18 protein-coding genes are annotated in these 16,112 nt (G+C 35.0%); 1 reads left to right on the forward strand and 17 read right to left on the reverse strand.

What is annotated here, in order from left to right:
* Positions 1 to 121 precede the first annotated feature (121 nt).
* From rpsR to I5818_RS25855, 6 genes are all read right to left on the reverse strand, one after another.
* Positions 122 to 358, reverse strand: a complete 237-nt coding sequence (gene rpsR / locus I5818_RS25830; protein WP_058005131.1) for a 30S ribosomal protein S18 — start codon at positions 356 to 358, stop codon at positions 122 to 124.
* Between the two features lie 34 nt (positions 359 to 392).
* Positions 393 to 890 (reverse strand): single-stranded DNA-binding protein, encoded by a 498-nt coding sequence (ssb, locus tag I5818_RS25835; protein ID WP_058005132.1) that lies wholly within the window; start codon positions 888 to 890, stop codon positions 393 to 395.
* 62 nt (positions 891 to 952) lie between these two features.
* On the reverse strand, positions 953 to 1,240 hold the full coding sequence (gene rpsF, locus I5818_RS25840) for a 30S ribosomal protein S6 (RefSeq protein ID WP_058005133.1): 288 nt from the start codon (positions 1,238 to 1,240) through the stop codon (positions 953 to 955).
* A gap of 277 nt (positions 1,241 to 1,517) precedes the next feature.
* Positions 1,518 to 2,618: a redox-regulated ATPase YchF gene (gene ychF, locus I5818_RS25845; protein WP_058005134.1), complete on the reverse strand. Its 1,101-nt coding sequence runs from the start codon at positions 2,616 to 2,618 to the stop codon at positions 1,518 to 1,520.
* A 140-nt stretch (positions 2,619 to 2,758) separates the two neighbouring features.
* Entirely contained in the window at positions 2,759 to 2,953 is a 195-nt protein-coding gene (locus I5818_RS25850) for a DUF951 domain-containing protein (RefSeq protein WP_058005135.1), read from the reverse strand.
* A gap of 3 nt (positions 2,954 to 2,956) precedes the next feature.
* Positions 2,957 to 3,850 (reverse strand): mechanosensitive ion channel family protein, encoded by an 894-nt coding sequence (locus tag I5818_RS25855; RefSeq protein WP_390883598.1) that lies wholly within the window; start codon positions 3,848 to 3,850, stop codon positions 2,957 to 2,959.
* A gap of 148 nt (positions 3,851 to 3,998) precedes the next feature.
* Between I5818_RS25855 and yyaC the strand changes: the two genes are divergently transcribed.
* Positions 3,999 to 4,622 (forward strand): spore protease YyaC, encoded by a 624-nt coding sequence (gene yyaC, locus I5818_RS25860; RefSeq protein ID WP_058005136.1) that lies wholly within the window; start codon positions 3,999 to 4,001, stop codon positions 4,620 to 4,622.
* 30 nt (positions 4,623 to 4,652) lie between these two features.
* On the opposite strand, the gene I5818_RS25865 is transcribed toward yyaC, so the two are convergent.
* From I5818_RS25865 to rpmH, 11 genes are all read right to left on the reverse strand, one after another.
* Positions 4,653 to 5,369 carry a DUF554 domain-containing protein gene (locus tag I5818_RS25865; protein ID WP_078109466.1) on the reverse strand — a complete coding sequence of 239 codons (717 nt, stop codon included), beginning with the start codon at positions 5,367 to 5,369 and terminating at the stop codon, positions 4,653 to 4,655.
* Positions 5,370 to 5,589: 220 nt separating this feature from the next.
* Complete coding sequence (locus I5818_RS25870; protein WP_058005138.1) at positions 5,590 to 6,444, reverse strand: ParB/RepB/Spo0J family partition protein; 855 nt, start codon at positions 6,442 to 6,444, stop codon at positions 5,590 to 5,592.
* Positions 6,437 to 7,198: a ParA family protein gene (locus I5818_RS25875; protein ID WP_078109465.1), complete on the reverse strand. Its 762-nt coding sequence runs from the start codon at positions 7,196 to 7,198 to the stop codon at positions 6,437 to 6,439. The genes I5818_RS25870 and I5818_RS25875 overlap by 8 nt, the downstream gene beginning before the upstream one ends.
* Positions 7,199 to 7,530: 332 nt before the next feature.
* On the reverse strand, positions 7,531 to 8,382 hold the full coding sequence (gene noc, locus I5818_RS25880) for a nucleoid occlusion protein (protein ID WP_058005154.1): 852 nt from the start codon (positions 8,380 to 8,382) through the stop codon (positions 7,531 to 7,533).
* A gap of 563 nt (positions 8,383 to 8,945) precedes the next feature.
* Positions 8,946 to 9,662: a 16S rRNA (guanine(527)-N(7))-methyltransferase RsmG gene (gene rsmG / locus I5818_RS25885; protein WP_058005140.1), complete on the reverse strand. Its 717-nt coding sequence runs from the start codon at positions 9,660 to 9,662 to the stop codon at positions 8,946 to 8,948.
* Positions 9,663 to 9,684: 22 nt separating this feature from the next.
* Entirely contained in the window at positions 9,685 to 11,577 is a 1,893-nt protein-coding gene (gene mnmG / locus I5818_RS25890; protein ID WP_058005141.1) for a tRNA uridine-5-carboxymethylaminomethyl(34) synthesis enzyme MnmG, read from the reverse strand.
* A 42-nt stretch (positions 11,578 to 11,619) separates the two neighbouring features.
* Positions 11,620 to 13,005 carry a tRNA uridine-5-carboxymethylaminomethyl(34) synthesis GTPase MnmE gene (mnmE, locus tag I5818_RS25895; RefSeq protein WP_058005142.1) on the reverse strand — a complete coding sequence of 462 codons (1,386 nt, stop codon included), beginning with the start codon at positions 13,003 to 13,005 and terminating at the stop codon, positions 11,620 to 11,622.
* Positions 13,006 to 13,294: 289 nt separating this feature from the next.
* Positions 13,295 to 13,930, reverse strand: a complete 636-nt coding sequence (jag, locus tag I5818_RS25900) for an RNA-binding cell elongation regulator Jag/EloR (RefSeq protein WP_058005143.1) — start codon at positions 13,928 to 13,930, stop codon at positions 13,295 to 13,297.
* On the reverse strand, positions 13,927 to 14,700 hold the full coding sequence (gene spoIIIJ / locus I5818_RS25905; RefSeq protein WP_058005144.1) for a YidC family membrane integrase SpoIIIJ: 774 nt from the start codon (positions 14,698 to 14,700) through the stop codon (positions 13,927 to 13,929). The genes jag and spoIIIJ overlap by 4 nt, the downstream gene beginning before the upstream one ends.
* Positions 14,701 to 14,822: 122 nt before the next feature.
* Positions 14,823 to 15,173: a ribonuclease P protein component gene (gene rnpA / locus I5818_RS25910; protein ID WP_078109464.1), complete on the reverse strand. Its 351-nt coding sequence runs from the start codon at positions 15,171 to 15,173 to the stop codon at positions 14,823 to 14,825.
* A 117-nt stretch (positions 15,174 to 15,290) separates the two neighbouring features.
* A complete protein-coding gene (rpmH, locus tag I5818_RS25915; RefSeq protein WP_058005146.1) occupies positions 15,291 to 15,425 on the reverse strand; it encodes a 50S ribosomal protein L34 in 135 nt (44 codons plus the stop codon).
* Between the last annotated feature and the right edge of the window lie 687 nt (positions 15,426 to 16,112).

A 16,112-nucleotide genomic window follows, 5' to 3' on the forward strand; every position in this document is an offset into this window, starting at 1 on the left:
TTATGCAACAAGGTTAATTCTTTAAAGTAGTGCACTAATCAGTTATATTCTAAATGTAAAAATGAATACAAAAAAGCACAGTAAGATTTATCTTCACTGTGCTTTTAATTACTATTTAATATTATTCACCAGATACATATGGTAATAAAGCCATAGTACGAGCGCGTTTAATAGCAATCGTTAATTTACGTTGGTATTTAGCGCTTGTTCCAGTTACACGACGTGGAAGAATCTTTCCACGTTCAGAAATAAACTTTTTCAAAAGATCTACATCTTTATAGTCGATGTGTGTGATACCGTTTGATGTGAAGTAACACACTTTACGACGTTTACGTCCGCCTCTGCGTCCACCTGCCATGTTATTTCCCTCCATTTCCTTCATTTAGATCACTTTAGAATGGAAGATCGTCATCTGAAATATCAATTGGTTGCCCATCATTTGAGAATGGATCTTCATCTACTCGTGTATATCCTTGATTTCGTTGATTCTGATTTTGACTAAACGGGTTACCCTGATTTCCCTGGCTTCCGCCATAAAAATCATTATTACCAGTACGAGGTTGTCCAGAATTTCTTGGCTCTAAGAATTGAACGCTTTCTGCCACAACTTCAGTAACATAGACACGTTTTCCATCTTGACCTTCATAATTACGAGTTTGCAAACGTCCATCAACACCCGCTAAACTTCCCTTTTTCAAGAAGTTAGCAACATTTTCTGCAGGTTTGCGCCACACTACGCAATTAATAAAATCTGCCTCTCTTTCACCTTGTTGATTCGTAAATGTACGATTAACAGCAAGAGTAAATGTAGCAACTGCAGCCCCACTCGGAGTATATCGTAAATCAGGATCTTTCGTTAAGCGACCTACTAATACTACTCGGTTCATCATCAGAATCAACTCCTTCCCTTATTCAAAGCTATGTTCCATGTGAAACATAGCAACTATTTAAATTATTCTTCTTCTTTTACGATGATGTGACGGATAATATCGCCACTAATCTTAGCAAGACGGTCAAATTCTTGAACCGCTTCTGGGTTAGCATTAACAGTAACTAGACGGTAGAAACCATCACGGAAGTCTTCAATTTCATATGCAAGACGACGCTTACCCCAGTCTTTAGATTCGATGATTTCCGCACCTTGAGTTGTTAGAATGTTATCAAAACGTTCAACTACAGCTTTTTTAGCTTCATCCTCAATATTTGGTCGGATAATGTACATAACTTCGTACTTTTTCATCTTTCTGTCACCTCCTTATGGACTATGCGGCCCTTTCTATAAAGGGCAAGGAGCAATGTATATTTACGGTCATTACTCACAATAAGAAATTATAGCATAATCACTGCTATGTTGCAATGGGATAGATATTTTTTACAAAAAGCGTATGCAGTTATACTATTACCATTACATTAACACGAATATACGTTCTATGCAAAGATTAAAGATATAATTTATAAAAAAATAAATCAATACCAAAAAAGGCAGTACGATGTATCGTACTGCCTTTTAAATAAAATCAAACATTAAATCTAAAGTGCATAACATCTCCATCTTGAACAAGGTATTCTTTCCCTTCAAGACGAACCTTCCCAGCTTCTTTTGCTGCAGTCATAGAACCACCAGCCATTAAATCATCATATGAAACTGTTTCTGCACGGATAAAGCCCTTTTCAAAGTCTGAATGTATAATACCTGCACATTGCGGAGCTTTCATTCCCTTTCTAAAAGTCCAAGCTCGAACCTCTTGAACACCTGCAGTAAAATAAGTAGCTAGTCCAAGTAAACTATATGCAGCTTTAATTAATTGATCTAAGCCAGATTCTTGAATTCCTAGCTCTGATAAGAACATTGCCTTTTCATCCTCATCAAGCTCAGCTATTTCCTCTTCAATTTTAGCACAAACCACAATAACTTCTGCACCCTCATTGGTTGCATATTCACGTACTTTTTGAACATATTCATTATTAGAAGGGTCTGCAACCTCATCTTCGCCAACATTTGCTACATATAAAATTGGCTTACTTGTTAATAAGTGAAGTCCTTTTACAAGCTTTAATTTTTCTTCAGTAAATTCTACTGAACGAGCTGGTTGATCAGATTCAAGCGCTTCTTTTAATTTAGCTAGCACTTCATATTCTGCTAATGCTTCTTTATCCTTTTGCTTTGCAAGTTTTTCTACACGGCCAATTCGTTTATCAACAGTTTCCAAATCGGCAAGAATCAACTCAAGATTGATAGTTTCGATATCGTCAATCGGATCTACCTTACCGGATACATGTGTGATATTTCCATCAGCAAAACAGCGAACAACATGACAAATTGCATCCACTTGGCGAATATGGGAGAGGAATTTATTTCCTAATCCTTCCCCTTTACTTGCACCTTTAACGATCCCAGCAATATCTGTAAATTCAAATGCTGTAGGTACAGTTTTTTTCGGTTGAACAAGTTCAGTTAATTTATTTAAACGTTCATCTGGAACCTCTACGATCCCAACATTCGGATCAATAGTACAGAAAGGATAGTTTGCAGATTCTGCTCCAGCTTTTGTTATCGCATTAAATAATGTAGATTTCCCAACGTTCGGCAATCCTACAATTCCGGCTGTAAGCGCCATATTCGGTCACTCCTCTAAAATATCTATTAAAATTATTGTTATCTCATCTATCGTAAACATACCTTGCTCAATTATATGAATTATCATAGAAAAGCGCAAGCGCCTTGATTAGCCCACATCCCAATAAAAGAAGCATGAATTTATTCTTCATGCTTCACTAATACCTTTTTCATTTTTCTCGCAAATTCTCTTCTGGGGATCATTACACTATGTCCACAGCCCTCGCATTTGATTCGAATATCCATACCCATACGTATTATTTTCCAACGGTTGGTTCCACAAGGATGTTGTTTTTTCATTTCTACTATATCATTCATTCCAAATTCTTTTTCCATATATTATTCCCTCCCAAATTGTTCATTCATCATTTCTTCACCATTACGTGAATACATGACTAACTTAGGAAATGGTGCCTTAATACCATAATGATCCAGTGTTAGTTTAATTTCCTTTCTTATCACTCTTGCAATATGCCAATGCATCATTGGTTTTGTTTCTGAAATGATCCGTAATTTTAAATCTGAAGTTCCTAATCCTTGAACACCTAATAATTCTGGTTTACTAATCATTTCTTCATACTTATCCTGAAGTCCTTCTAAAAGATTTTCAATTACATCTTCTGCCTTACTAATGTTCTCATCATAAGGAATATTAATATCTACCACAGCAATACTATTATTTATCGAATAGTTCGTTACCTCAGTTATATTTCCATTCGGAAGAATATGAATTTCACCTGTCCAGCTTTTTATCTTTGTCGTACGAAGTCCTATTTCCTCTACCGTACCAGTGAACTTTCCAATGCCTACATAATCCCCTACTGAAAATTGATCCTCAAAGATGATAAAAAAACCTGAAATAATATCTCGAACGAGACTTTGTGCTCCAAACCCTACTGCTAACCCTACAATTCCCGCACCTGCTAAAAGTCCTTTTACATCTACATTTAAAGTTGAAAGGATCGTTATTAATGAAATGAAATATATTAAATACGTTAGCATATTTTCTAAGAGCTTTAATAGAGTATTTTCCCTGCGTTCTGAAATACGGATGGGTGATTTAGCTCTCATCTTAAAAACATTGCGGATCATTATCTTTCCAATTCTAACAATAAGAGAAGAGACAACCAAGATGATAAAAATTTTTAATACTGTTTCCCCTATATTCATCCACATTTCTTCATTAAATAGTTTATCAACCACTTTTTCAGTGGACTTCTCCATATTATTCAATTCTTTCACCAGCCTATATAGAAAAAATGATCCTATCCAATTATTATAAAGGGTTAATTTTTTATTTTCCCTAAAACTGTCTCCATTTATGTATAGAAAAAAGCTTTCGTCCGTATACTGATAATACCATTGATGAGGAGTGGAACGAATGAATCTTGGAAAAAGGATATTTGAATACAATCAAGAAGAAAAGAAAATACCCTATGATGAACGGATGGCTAAGGATATTATTTCATCCCAACTATTATCTATGCTACCGAAGAAGAATAATCAACCATTAATTATTGTTTGTATAGGTACCGATCGATCAACTGGAGATTCATTAGGACCACTCACCGGAACGTTTTTACAAGAAAAAGGGCCGAGTATTTTCACAGTTTATGGAACACTAGATGAACCTGTCCATGCAGTAAACCTGGAAGAAAAAATTAAAATGATCTATGAAGTACATGATAATCCCTTTGTTATTGCCATCGATGCATGTCTAGGTAAACTTAAGAGTGTAGGAATGATCCAAATCATTGATGGACCGATTAAACCTGGTGCAGGAGTGAAAAAGGAATTGCCTTATGTTGGTGATATGCATATAACAGGGATTGTTAATGTAAGTGGATTTATGGAGTTCTTTGTCCTTCAAAATACACGTCTAAACTTAGTGGTAAAAATGGCAAGGACAATTGCGGGTGGTATTTATCGCGCAAGTCGTTCGTACGATCATTATTTATCCCTACAGGAAGCAAACTGGAATAATAATCAAGAAAGTACCATTTAAAATAACAGGGGAAGATATGACACTCCCCTACTATATTATTAATATTTGATAAAAATATATCAGTGTAACGATGATGGCCACAGCGAGTATACCCGGTAATAGATTTGCAACTCTAATTTTTATTAATCCTGTAATGTTAAGGCCGATTGCCACAATCATAATTCCTCCTGTTGATGTCATTTCAACAATGAATGAATTCATTAAATCATCTGGAACAATCCGATCAATTTGTGTGGCGAATATAGCAATAATCCCTTGATAGATCAACACTGGAATTGCTGAGAAAATCACACCAATCCCCAGTGTAGTTGTTAAAATTAATGCTGTGAAACCATCAATAATTGCTTTCGTAAATAAAACATTATGATCTCCACGGATTCCACTATCCAATGCACCAATTATAGCCATAGCACCTACAACAAAAATGAGCGTAGAGTTAACAAAACCTTCTGAAATATTTCCTTGCCCTTTGGCCCCAATCATTTTTTCAAGCCAATAACCTAATTGATTTAATTTGTCTTCTAATGCCAATGCCTCTCCAATAATTGCACCAAATACTAAACTTAAAATGACTATAAGGAAATGTTCACTTTTTATTCCCATTTGCAACCCTAATACAATTACTGCAAGGCCGATTGCATGCATTACCGTGCCTTTCATTTTTTCTGGAATTCTATGTAATAATTTGCCTAACAGTGAACCAATAATAATACACAATGCATTTACAATTGTCCCTAATAAAACCACGATATCACCTATTCACAATTTTTAAAGTTTCACTAATAACTATCGGTTGAAGACTGCTACCTTCTTTATTTTACGGAGAACAGAGCTGAAAGCCTATAATACTGCTGAATCCTTTATAAGGTGTTAAAGCTGGCAGTTGGTCTTTTACAAAGGCAACAAACTTTATAAAAACGACCTGTATAAAAGGATTAAAAAATAAACCATCTACATAGATGGTCTATCATTCATCATTATTTTTATCTAAAACGGCTAGTATTCTTTCTAAATCTTCATCAGAGAAAAATTCAATTTCAATTTTCCCCTTTTTCTTTGTTCTTTTAATTAAAACAGTTGTTCCTAGTTTTTCTCGTAAAACATTTTCTGTCTCACGGATAAACACATTTTTTTCTTCTTTTACTTTTTTTGTTTCACGTGGAACATCCTCATTTAATTGCTGAACAAGCTTTTCTAACTGTCGAACATTTAAGCCATCTTTTATAATCTTTTCTACAACAGCTTGGTATTTATCCTTATTTTTTAACCCTAAAAGCGCACGTCCATGGCCCATGGATATCTTTCCAGCAGTTATCAGATCTTGGACTTTTTCAGGAAGAGCAAGAAGCCGTAGGTGATTCGCAATATGTGGTCTGCTTTTTCCTAAACGTTTAGAGAGCTCCTCTTGGGTTAAATGTAGCTTCTCTATCAGCATTTGATAAGCATTCGCCTCTTCAATTGGCGTTAAATCCTCACGCTGAAGGTTTTCAAGGACAGCAAATTCCATCATTTGTTGCTCAGTTAATTCCCTAACAACCACCGGAACCATATCAAGCTTTGCTTCCTTAGCTGCACGAAAACGCCTTTCTCCCGCAACAATTTCATAACCTTTAATACTTTTTCGAACAATAATCGGCTGAAGAATTCCATGCTCAATAATTGAAACCTTTAATTCTTCGATTGCCTCTGATTGGAATACTTTTCTTGGCTGATAAGGATTCGGTCGTAATTCCTTTAATTTAACCTCTTTTACAGTTTCATCATTAGAAACATCAACATTAGCAAATAGTGCATTAATGCCTTTCCCAAGACCTTTAGCCATTTACCACCACTTCCTTTGCTAAATCTAAGTAAACTTCCGCTCCTCTTGATTTTGAATCATAAATGATAATTGGTTCACCATGACTGGGTGCTTCACTTAATCGTACATTGCGAGGAATAATCGTCCGATACACTTTATCTTGGAAATATTTCTTCACTTCATCAATTACTTGGATTCCTAAGTTGGTTCTCGCATCAAGCATCGTAAGAAGGACACCATCTATCATTAAATCGTGATTTAAGTGTTTTTGTACCAATCGAACGGTATTTAAAAGCTGACTCAAACCTTCTAATGCATAATACTCACATTGTACAGGAATAAGGACAGCGTCAGATGCAGTGAGTGCATTAATTGTTAATAATCCTAAAGATGGAGGACAGTCTATAATAATAAAATCATACTCCTCTTTAATCGTTTCTAACGCACGCTTTAATCTAACTTCCCTTGAAATAGTTGGAACTAATTCAATTTCTGCCCCTGCTAATTGAATAGTGGCTGGAACTGAATATAATCGTTCAACCTCAGTTGGCTTAATTACATCTTTTATATCAACATCATCTACAAGTACATCATAAATACATTGTTGGACTTCACCTTTATCAATGCCTGCTCCGCTCGTTGCATTTCCCTGTGGGTCAATATCAACTAGCAATACTTTTTTACCGATATAAGCTAAGCAGGCACCCAAGTTGACAGAGGTAGTCGTCTTCCCGACCCCACCTTTTTGGTTGGCAATTGAAATAATTTTGCCCAAGCGTGTCACCCACCTTCAACTTCCTAATAAATTAGCAATCATATTTTCTATTTTATCAAAGTTTCATATAGAAGGTTTAGTTTTATGTAAAAAAATTCATTTTCTAATTTTTAGTAGAAGAAACGAAAATATCTGGATATACTTACAGGGTTATTTTCAATTTTTAGAAAGGATTGTTTTCGAATCGTTTTTTTGAAGTTTTGCTGCTTTTATCCTTAGTAAATTTAGGCGGGCTGATGTCTTTACCCTATATTTATTAGCCATAATATTTGAGAAAGAGCTTATAGAAAAAAAGAGAAACTTGCATACAAGCTTCTCTTAATCTAGCATTTTTATTTTTTCTTAGGAATCTTTATTGTAATTTGATAGTATTCATCAAATTCTTCTTCTTCAGAATCTAACTTAATGCCATTGTCAGCGACCATTGTTAAAGATTGACGGATTGTATTTACAGCAATCCTCATATCTTTACTAAATGCTTGGCGACGTGGTTTTGCTTTTCGTTCTGATTTATTTAATAACCTAACAACATAATCTTCGGTTTGTTTCACATTGAGGTTTTTTTCGATAATTTCAGCTAAAAGCTTAATTTGCTTTTCTGGTTCTTTTAAAGGAATAAGTGCACGAGCATGACGCTCTGTAATTAATTTTTGTAAAAGTGCGTCTTGTACTTCCTGTGGAAGCTTAAGTAAACGAAGCTTATTAGCAACGGTCGATTGACCTTTTCCAAGCCTTTGTGCCAATGCTTCTTGCGTAAGATTATGTAATTCCAAAAGCTTTCCATAGGCAACTGCTTCCTCAATCGGAGATAGCTCTTCTCGCTGAAGATTTTCAATTAATGCAACAGAAGCCGTTTCTGTATCATTAAAGTTTTTAATAATAGCAGGGACCTTATCCCAACCTAACTTTTGAACAGCTCTAAATCTGCGTTCACCTGCAATTATTTCAAATTGATTGGTACTATACTCTCGTACAACAATTGGCTGAATAATTCCATGTGTATGGATGGTTCTTGCCAACTCTTCAATTTTATTATCATCAAATATGGTCCTTGGCTGAAAACGATTGGGAACTATGCAAGAAGTTGGTATTTTCCTAACTTCCTCATTTTCACTTATGATTTCCCTTTCCGCCTCTTCCACTTTTTCGCCCACACCAAAGAAACGAGAGAAAGGATGCTTCATCATCTGACACCACCTTTACGAAACTCCCTACCTACTTATTCTATATTATAAGACAAGTTCCTGCATTTACATTTGTAATTTTTCGAGTTTTTCCTACATGATTAAACAAGAAATAATAAATATAATAATGTTTTTCGTAGAAATTACTCAAAAAAACAGGATGATTCTATCTTTCTGTCAACATTTCTTTAAAAATCTATTATAAAAATGATTATTACAAGCCCTTTTCTTTACTGTTGGCTCTTTTCTCAAACATTGTTGCTAGTAAAGTTATCACTGATACATATCGACTGAGGATTGCTACACGTTTCATTTTAGTGAGAAAAGGGCTTCAATCTCCATCAGCCGGTAGTTGGGCTTTTACAAAAGCAACAAATGATGCGAAAACAGCTTTACTGTTAAACAAGTATTAAGAAAAGAGCTCATGTCAATCATCGGTATACCCCTTTGTTCCCCTAGGAAGGCCATTTTCAGATTGAATCCCATCATTCTCACCTGATAAACTCAGGATAATACAATACTAAAAAAAGTGCCTTAATTACGTATAACATTAGAAGTTGATATTACTCTAATGGCAATTTATTTGGTGTTCCTGGTTTTCGTGGGTATTTTTTGGGGGTTTGCTTATTTTTATTTATTACTATAATATTACGTTCACTTTCTTCATAAGGCAATGTGAAAGAATGTATTGCTTCGACCTCTGCACCAAGAAGTTTTAGCGCCTTAGAGGCAGCCTGTAACTCTTCGTTTGCGTTGGCGGCTTTCATAGCCACAAAGAGACCATTTTGCTTTACTAAAGGAATACATAATTCACTTAGAACGGACATTCTTGCAACTGCTCTTGCTGTCACTAAATCATACTGTTCACGATGTTCACTCTTTTGAGCAAAGGTTTCTGCTCGATCATGATAGAAGAAGGTGTCTTTTAATTCTAATTCTTTCGATAAATTATCCAAAAATGAGATTCTCTTTTGTAATGAATCTACTATTGTAACCTTTATTTCAGGAAAACATATTTTCAGTGGAATACTTGGAAATCCAGCACCAGCTCCAACATCACAGATTTTTAGTGGTTCATTAAAATTCACATAAAAAGCTGCAGTGATTGAATCAAAAAAGTGTTTTAAATAGACATCATTTTTTTCAGTAATGGCAGTCAAATTCATTTTTTCATTCCACTCAACTAAGAGTTCAAAATAACGTTCAAACTGTTGTAATTGTTTAGAGGAAAGGGAAATCCCCTTTTCCTCTAATTGGTTTGTAAATTGCTCAATATTCATGTTTTATGTCCACCCTTAATGATTATTCTTTAGCTACCTTTGCTATTCTGCCATGTTCAATATATACGAGCAAAATTGATATATCAGATGGGTTAACACCAGAGATTCTTGAAGCTTGGGCAATTGATAGTGGACGTACCTTACTTAGTTTTTGACGAGCTTCAGTAGCAATTCCATTAATTGCATCGTAGTCGATATCCTCTGGAATTTTCTTGTCTTCTAGTTTTTTTAGTTTTTCTACTTGTTGAAGTGATTTATCAATATACCCTTCATATTTAATTTGAATTTCTACTTGTTCAGTAACTTCCTGCGGTAATGTTGTTTCTGCAGGTACAAGTTCATGAATATGGGCATATGACATTTCTGGTCGTTTTAGTAAATCTGAAGCACGGATACCATCCTTTAATTCACTTCCACCCGCTTGACGAATTAAATCCTGTGTTTTTTCATTCGGCTTAATAATAATCGAACGTAAACGTTGAATTTCCGCTTCAATGCATTCTTTCTTCTCCATAAATTTTGCATATCTTTCTTCTTTAATTAATCCTATTTGATAGCCTAGCTCTGTTAAACGAAGATCTGCATTATCATGACGAAGTAATAAACGGTATTCAGCACGAGAAGTTAATAAGCGATAAGGTTCGTTTGTTCCTTTCGTTACTAAATCATCTAATAATACACCAATATAGCCATCTGATCGACTTAATATAACGCCTTCTTTTCCTTGAGCATTTCTTGCAGCATTAATTCCAGCCATTAATCCTTGGCCTGCCGCTTCCTCATATCCAGAAGTACCATTAATTTGGCCTGCAGTGAAAAGATTTTTCACAGTTTTCGTTTCTAATGTTGGCCATAGTTGTGTTGGTACAATGGCATCATATTCAATCGCATATCCAGCACGCATCATTTGTGCTTTCTCTAAGCCAGGAACTGTTGCTAAAATCTTCTGCTGAACCTCTTCTGGAAGGCTTGTTGAAAGTCCTTGTACATATACTTCTTGTGTATTTCTTCCCTCTGGCTCTAAAAAGATTTGATGTCTTGGTTTATCAGAAAAACGTACAACCTTATCCTCAATAGATGGGCAGTAACGGGCACCAGTTCCTTTTACCATACCTGAGAACATCGGAGACCGATGTAAATTTTGATCGATAATCTGGTGGGTTTGTTCATTTGTATATGTTAACCAGCATGGTAATTGATCCGTAATGTATTTTGTCGTTTCATAGCTGAACGCTCGAGGTACTTCATCACCTGGTTGTATTTCTGTCTTACTATAATCAATTGAATGACTATTAATTCTTGGTGGTGTCCCAGTTTTAAAACGAACTAGCTCAAATCCTAGTTCTTCCAAGTGCTCAGAAAGTTTAATAGATGGCTGTTGATTATTTGGTCCGCTTGAATATTTCAAGTCCCCAATAATAATTTCACCTCGTAAAAACGTTCCTGTTGTTATAACAACCGTCTTCGAATGATACACAGCACCTGTTTTAGTAACAACACCACGGCAAATTCCATCTTCTACGATTAATTCCTCAACCATACCTTGAAGCAATGTCAGGTTTGGCTCATTCTCAAGTGTTTTTTTCATTTCATTTTGATATTGGAACTTATCTGCTTGGGCACGAAGTGCTTGAACCGCTGGGCCCTTACCTGTATTCAACATTCTCATTTGAATATAGGTTTTATCGATATTTTTCCCCATTTCGCCACCAAGTGCGTCTATTTCCCGTACAACTACACCTTTTGCAGGGCCTCCTACCGAAGGATTACATGGCATAAAGGCAACCATATCAAGATTAATGGTCACCATTAAGGTTTTGACACCCATTCTTGCTGCAGCAAGTCCTGCCTCACAGCCAGCATGACCGGCACCGACGACGATTACGTCATATTCACCCGCATCGTATTTTTGCATGATATTTCCCTCCTTACCTTTTAAAACTGTTTATTTGTATGTTTATTTTCCTAAACAAAATTGTGAAAATAATTGATTGATTAAGCTCTCTTGTACAGTATCCCCTATTATTTCACCTAACAACTCCCATGTACGTGTTAAATCGATTTGAATAATATCAATTGGCGTTCCAAATTCTATTCCACTTAAAACGTCCTCGATCGCATCTAATGCCTGCCCAATTAATGCAATATGGCGGCTATTTGAAATATACGTTAAATCAGAAGCTTCAATTGAACCTTGAAAATACATTGATGAGATGGCTTCCTCCAAGTCATCAACACCCTTTTCCTCTAATAAGGAGGTTGTAATTACTTTATGTTCATTGGATAGCTCTTTTACTTTATCCATATCTATTTTTTGCGGTAAATCGGTTTTATTAATAATAACAATAACATCCATTCCTTTTACCGCTTCAAATAACTGCTCATCTTCCTTTGTTAAATCATCTGCATAATTTAATACAAGAAGGATTAAATCGGCTTCCTTTAGTACTTTTCTAGAGCGCTCCACACCGATTTTCTCAACAATATCTTCAGTTTCACGAATACCTGCTGTATCTACTAAGCGGAGTGGGACACCGCGAACATTTACATATTCCTCAATTACATCACGAGTTGTTCCTGGAATATCCGTTACAATAGCTTTATTTTCTTGAACTAAGCTATTCAATAAGGAGGATTTTCCTACATTAGGTCTACCGATTATAGCAGTAGAAAGTCCTTCTCTTAATATCTTTCCTTGACCTGCTGTTTGTAGAAGCTTCTTTAATTCATCTCGAACATAATTTGCCTTTTCCTTTAACATTCGATGGCTCATTTCTTCTACATCATCATATTCTGGATAATCGATATTCACTTCTACATGAGCAACTACTTCTAATATTTCCTGGCGTAGTTTTTGAATTAACTTTGATAGTCTTCCTTCCATTTGCCCCAATGCCATATTCATCGCACGATCAGTTTTCGCACGAATTAAATCCATTACTGCTTCAGCTTGAGACAAATCAATTCGTCCATTTAGAAAGGCTCTTTTCGTAAACTCCCCTGGCTCAGCTAATCTTGCTCCATATCTTAAAACAAGCTGCAACACGCGGTTCACTGAAACTAAACCACCATGGCAGTTAATCTCGACAATATTTTCTCTAGTAAATGTTTTTGGTGCTTTCATTACACTTACCATTACTTCTTCAACTACTTCATCTGTAGTTGGATCAATTATTTTACCGTAGTGAATAGTATGGGAGCTCACATTCTCAAGCTTTTTCCCGCTCACACCAACAAATAATTTATCGGTAATTTCAATTGCCTGATCACCACTAAGCCGAACAATCGCTATTGCTCCCTCACCCATCGGAGTTGAGATCGCTGATATAGTATCAAATTCCATCACTTTCACCTCACTTCTTTAGTTAAAATCATCTATTTAAAAAATAATAGTTGTAAAACTGAAATAGTTATCCCCAAAATATTAGAATAACAAATTCTTAACGTTAAAAAAAGCAGAAAGTTTTATCCACAATTTCGTTTTTAATGATATTTATTTTAACTTATCCACATGTGAATAACAAGAAAGCAGGTAATAGATAGATGAAGACGATATTAGGGATCAAAAAAAGTGCCGGGCCCTATACAGGATACACATTTAGTTGACATGCAGACGCAAAAAAATCCAAGCACTAATTGCTTGGATTTTTCACAACTGGATGAATGACCAAATAGCGATTTGGTTCTTCACCTTCTGAATGAGTTTGAATTTTTTTATTTCGGGATAATGCATTATGAATAATTTTTCTCTCAAAGGAAGGCATCGCCTCCAATGTTACAGGCCGTTTTGTATAAACAGCCTTTTCAGCTAATCGTTCAGCTAACTGGATAAGAGCATATTCCCTTCGTTCCCGATAATTTTCTGCATCTAACACTATATTAATAAATTGATTCGTATAACGATTAGCAATTAACTGAGTAAGTACTTGTAAGGAATTTAACGTTTGTCCCCTTTTGCCTATAAGTAATGCCATATTTTTTCCAGTGATTTTAAATTCAGCAATTTTCCCCTCTGTTTTAATCTCAATATGAGGATCAATTCCCATTTTTTTTATAACATCGACTAGATAGATTTTTGCCTCTTCAATCGGATCAGGTTTGAGCTGAACATGAACAATAGCAGGTTTACTACCAAAAAGGCCAAACAAACCCTTTTTTCCCTCATCAATTACTTGATATTCAATACGTTCCTTCGTTACATTTAGTTCTCGTAAGGCTGACTCGACTGCTTCTTCGACACTATGTCCTTTAGCAGTATATTCCTTCACTTTTTAACTCCCCTCGCTTTACCCACTGTTGTAGTATCTTTCTGTAATGCCGGAGTTTTAATAAAGTACGTTTGAATCATCATAAAGATATTCCCTACTACCCAATATAAAGGTAATGCAGCAGGTAGGCTTACTCCAATAACAATAATCATCACTGGCATAACCCAAAGCATAATGGCCATTTGCGGGTTTTGATCCTGACCAGCCATCATCACTTTTTGTTGAAGGAAAGTGGTTACCCCTGCAACAAACGCTAAAATATAATCTGGTGAGCCTAGATCAAACCATAAAAACATAGATTCACGAATAGCTGGTGTCCGATTAATTGCATGATAAAATCCAATTAATATTGGCATTTGAATGATTAATGGTAAACACCCAGCCAAAGGATTAACGCCATATTGTTGAAATAACTTCATCGTTTCCTGCTGTAATTTCTGTTGTGTCACAGCATCTTTTGAACTATATTTCTCTTTCAGCTTCTTTAGTTCTGGTTGGATTACTTGCATTGCTTTTGAGCTTTTTGTTTGCTTAATCATTAATGGCAAAATAATAAGGCGAATGATTATTGTAACGACTATAATAGACAGTCCATAGCTATTCCCTAATAATTTGGCAACCTCTTTGATTACCCATGATAGTGGCCATACAATATATTCATTCCAAAAACCCTTGCTGTCAGGAGTAATATCTTTATTAAATTCCGTACAGCCCGCAAGTACCGTCATCAAACCGACGATTGCGATAATTAGAAATATTCTTTTTTTCAAGCGTAGTTTCCTCCCTTAATATAAAAAGCTATATAATTGAGGATTGTTTAAAAAGTAAATGCTTAAATCCTTAATAAACAACCCCTTTTTCCTTACATAAAAAACATATAAAGGAAGAACCTTTATTGTTTAAGGTTTTTAATTACTTTCGCTACCTTAAAAACATGTTGAATACTCTTTTTTACTTCATGGAAATTCATGTCGGCCGCAGGTTTCCGTGCGATAATCACATAATCATTACCTTGTTCTATCCATTCATGCAATTCATGGATGGATTGTCGAAGATAACGCTTTATTTCATTTCGTTTCACCGCATTGCCTATCTTTTTACTGACAGATAGACCAATACGAAAATGGTCTTGATCCCCTTTTTTAAGGACATATACTACAAATTGGCGATTTGCAAATGATTTTCCTTTTTTAAATACCTTTTGGAATTCATCATTTTTTTTAATACGATATAGTTTTTTCAATAGTAATCACTCTCAATACTGTTAGAAGTGGCTTGTACCACAGCTCCACTAATCTTTCCCATGCTTTCATTCCACCAAATAAAGATGAAAAAAAAACCACTGAGACGTTTCAGTGGTCTACGCTGATAATACTTTTCTTCCCTTACGACGACGGTTAGCTAGAACTTTACGTCCATTTTTTGTACTCATACGTGCGCGGAATCCATGAACTTTACTTCTTTTACGAGCGTTTGGTTGATATGTTCTTTTCATTTATGACACCTCCCTCGAGGATCTTTTATATTAGTAGACTGTTTTTGAATAGTGGTTAAACCTATAAAAAATTATAACCGATTGCTTTTTAAGCAACAATATTTTTTAAAAATACTTATAAGTTAAAGACAGTCCTATTAATTATAAATATCAACTTTTATAATTGTCAACTCCTTATAGGAGAATACTTTTTCCAATTGCAGATATTATTAATTTTAAAAGGAAAAAAATAAGCTTGTGGATAATTATCGACACGAATTTTTATATCCACAACAATTATTGACAAGTTTTTCACAAATTAATAGCCTGTGGATTATTTTTTTCCTCAGTTTCATTGAGTTGTGGACAATTTTTAAATTTCGTTGCAACGCCTATAATTATTTGATATGATTATTGTGTTTTCACTCTGAATAAATGTATGTGCATAACTAAGATATCCACAAATTGTGGATATCTTGTGGATAGTTTTTAAACAAGCTATGTATAAACTTGTCCACAATCAGTGGATACTGTCGAAATCTATTTTCTTTCCTTATTATAAGTTTTCCACAGCACTATAGGAATGATTGAGCTACACTATTAAAATAGACGACTTTGTAAAATTTATTATATAGATTCTGAATACGTATGTAACAATGTTACGTTGCCTACTAAAATAATTATTAAATAAAAAAGGAGGGTATGGTT

It is taken from the genome of Heyndrickxia oleronia, assembly GCF_017809215.1.
GTDB classification, from domain to species: domain Bacteria; phylum Bacillota; class Bacilli; order Bacillales; family Bacillaceae_C; genus Heyndrickxia; species Heyndrickxia oleronia.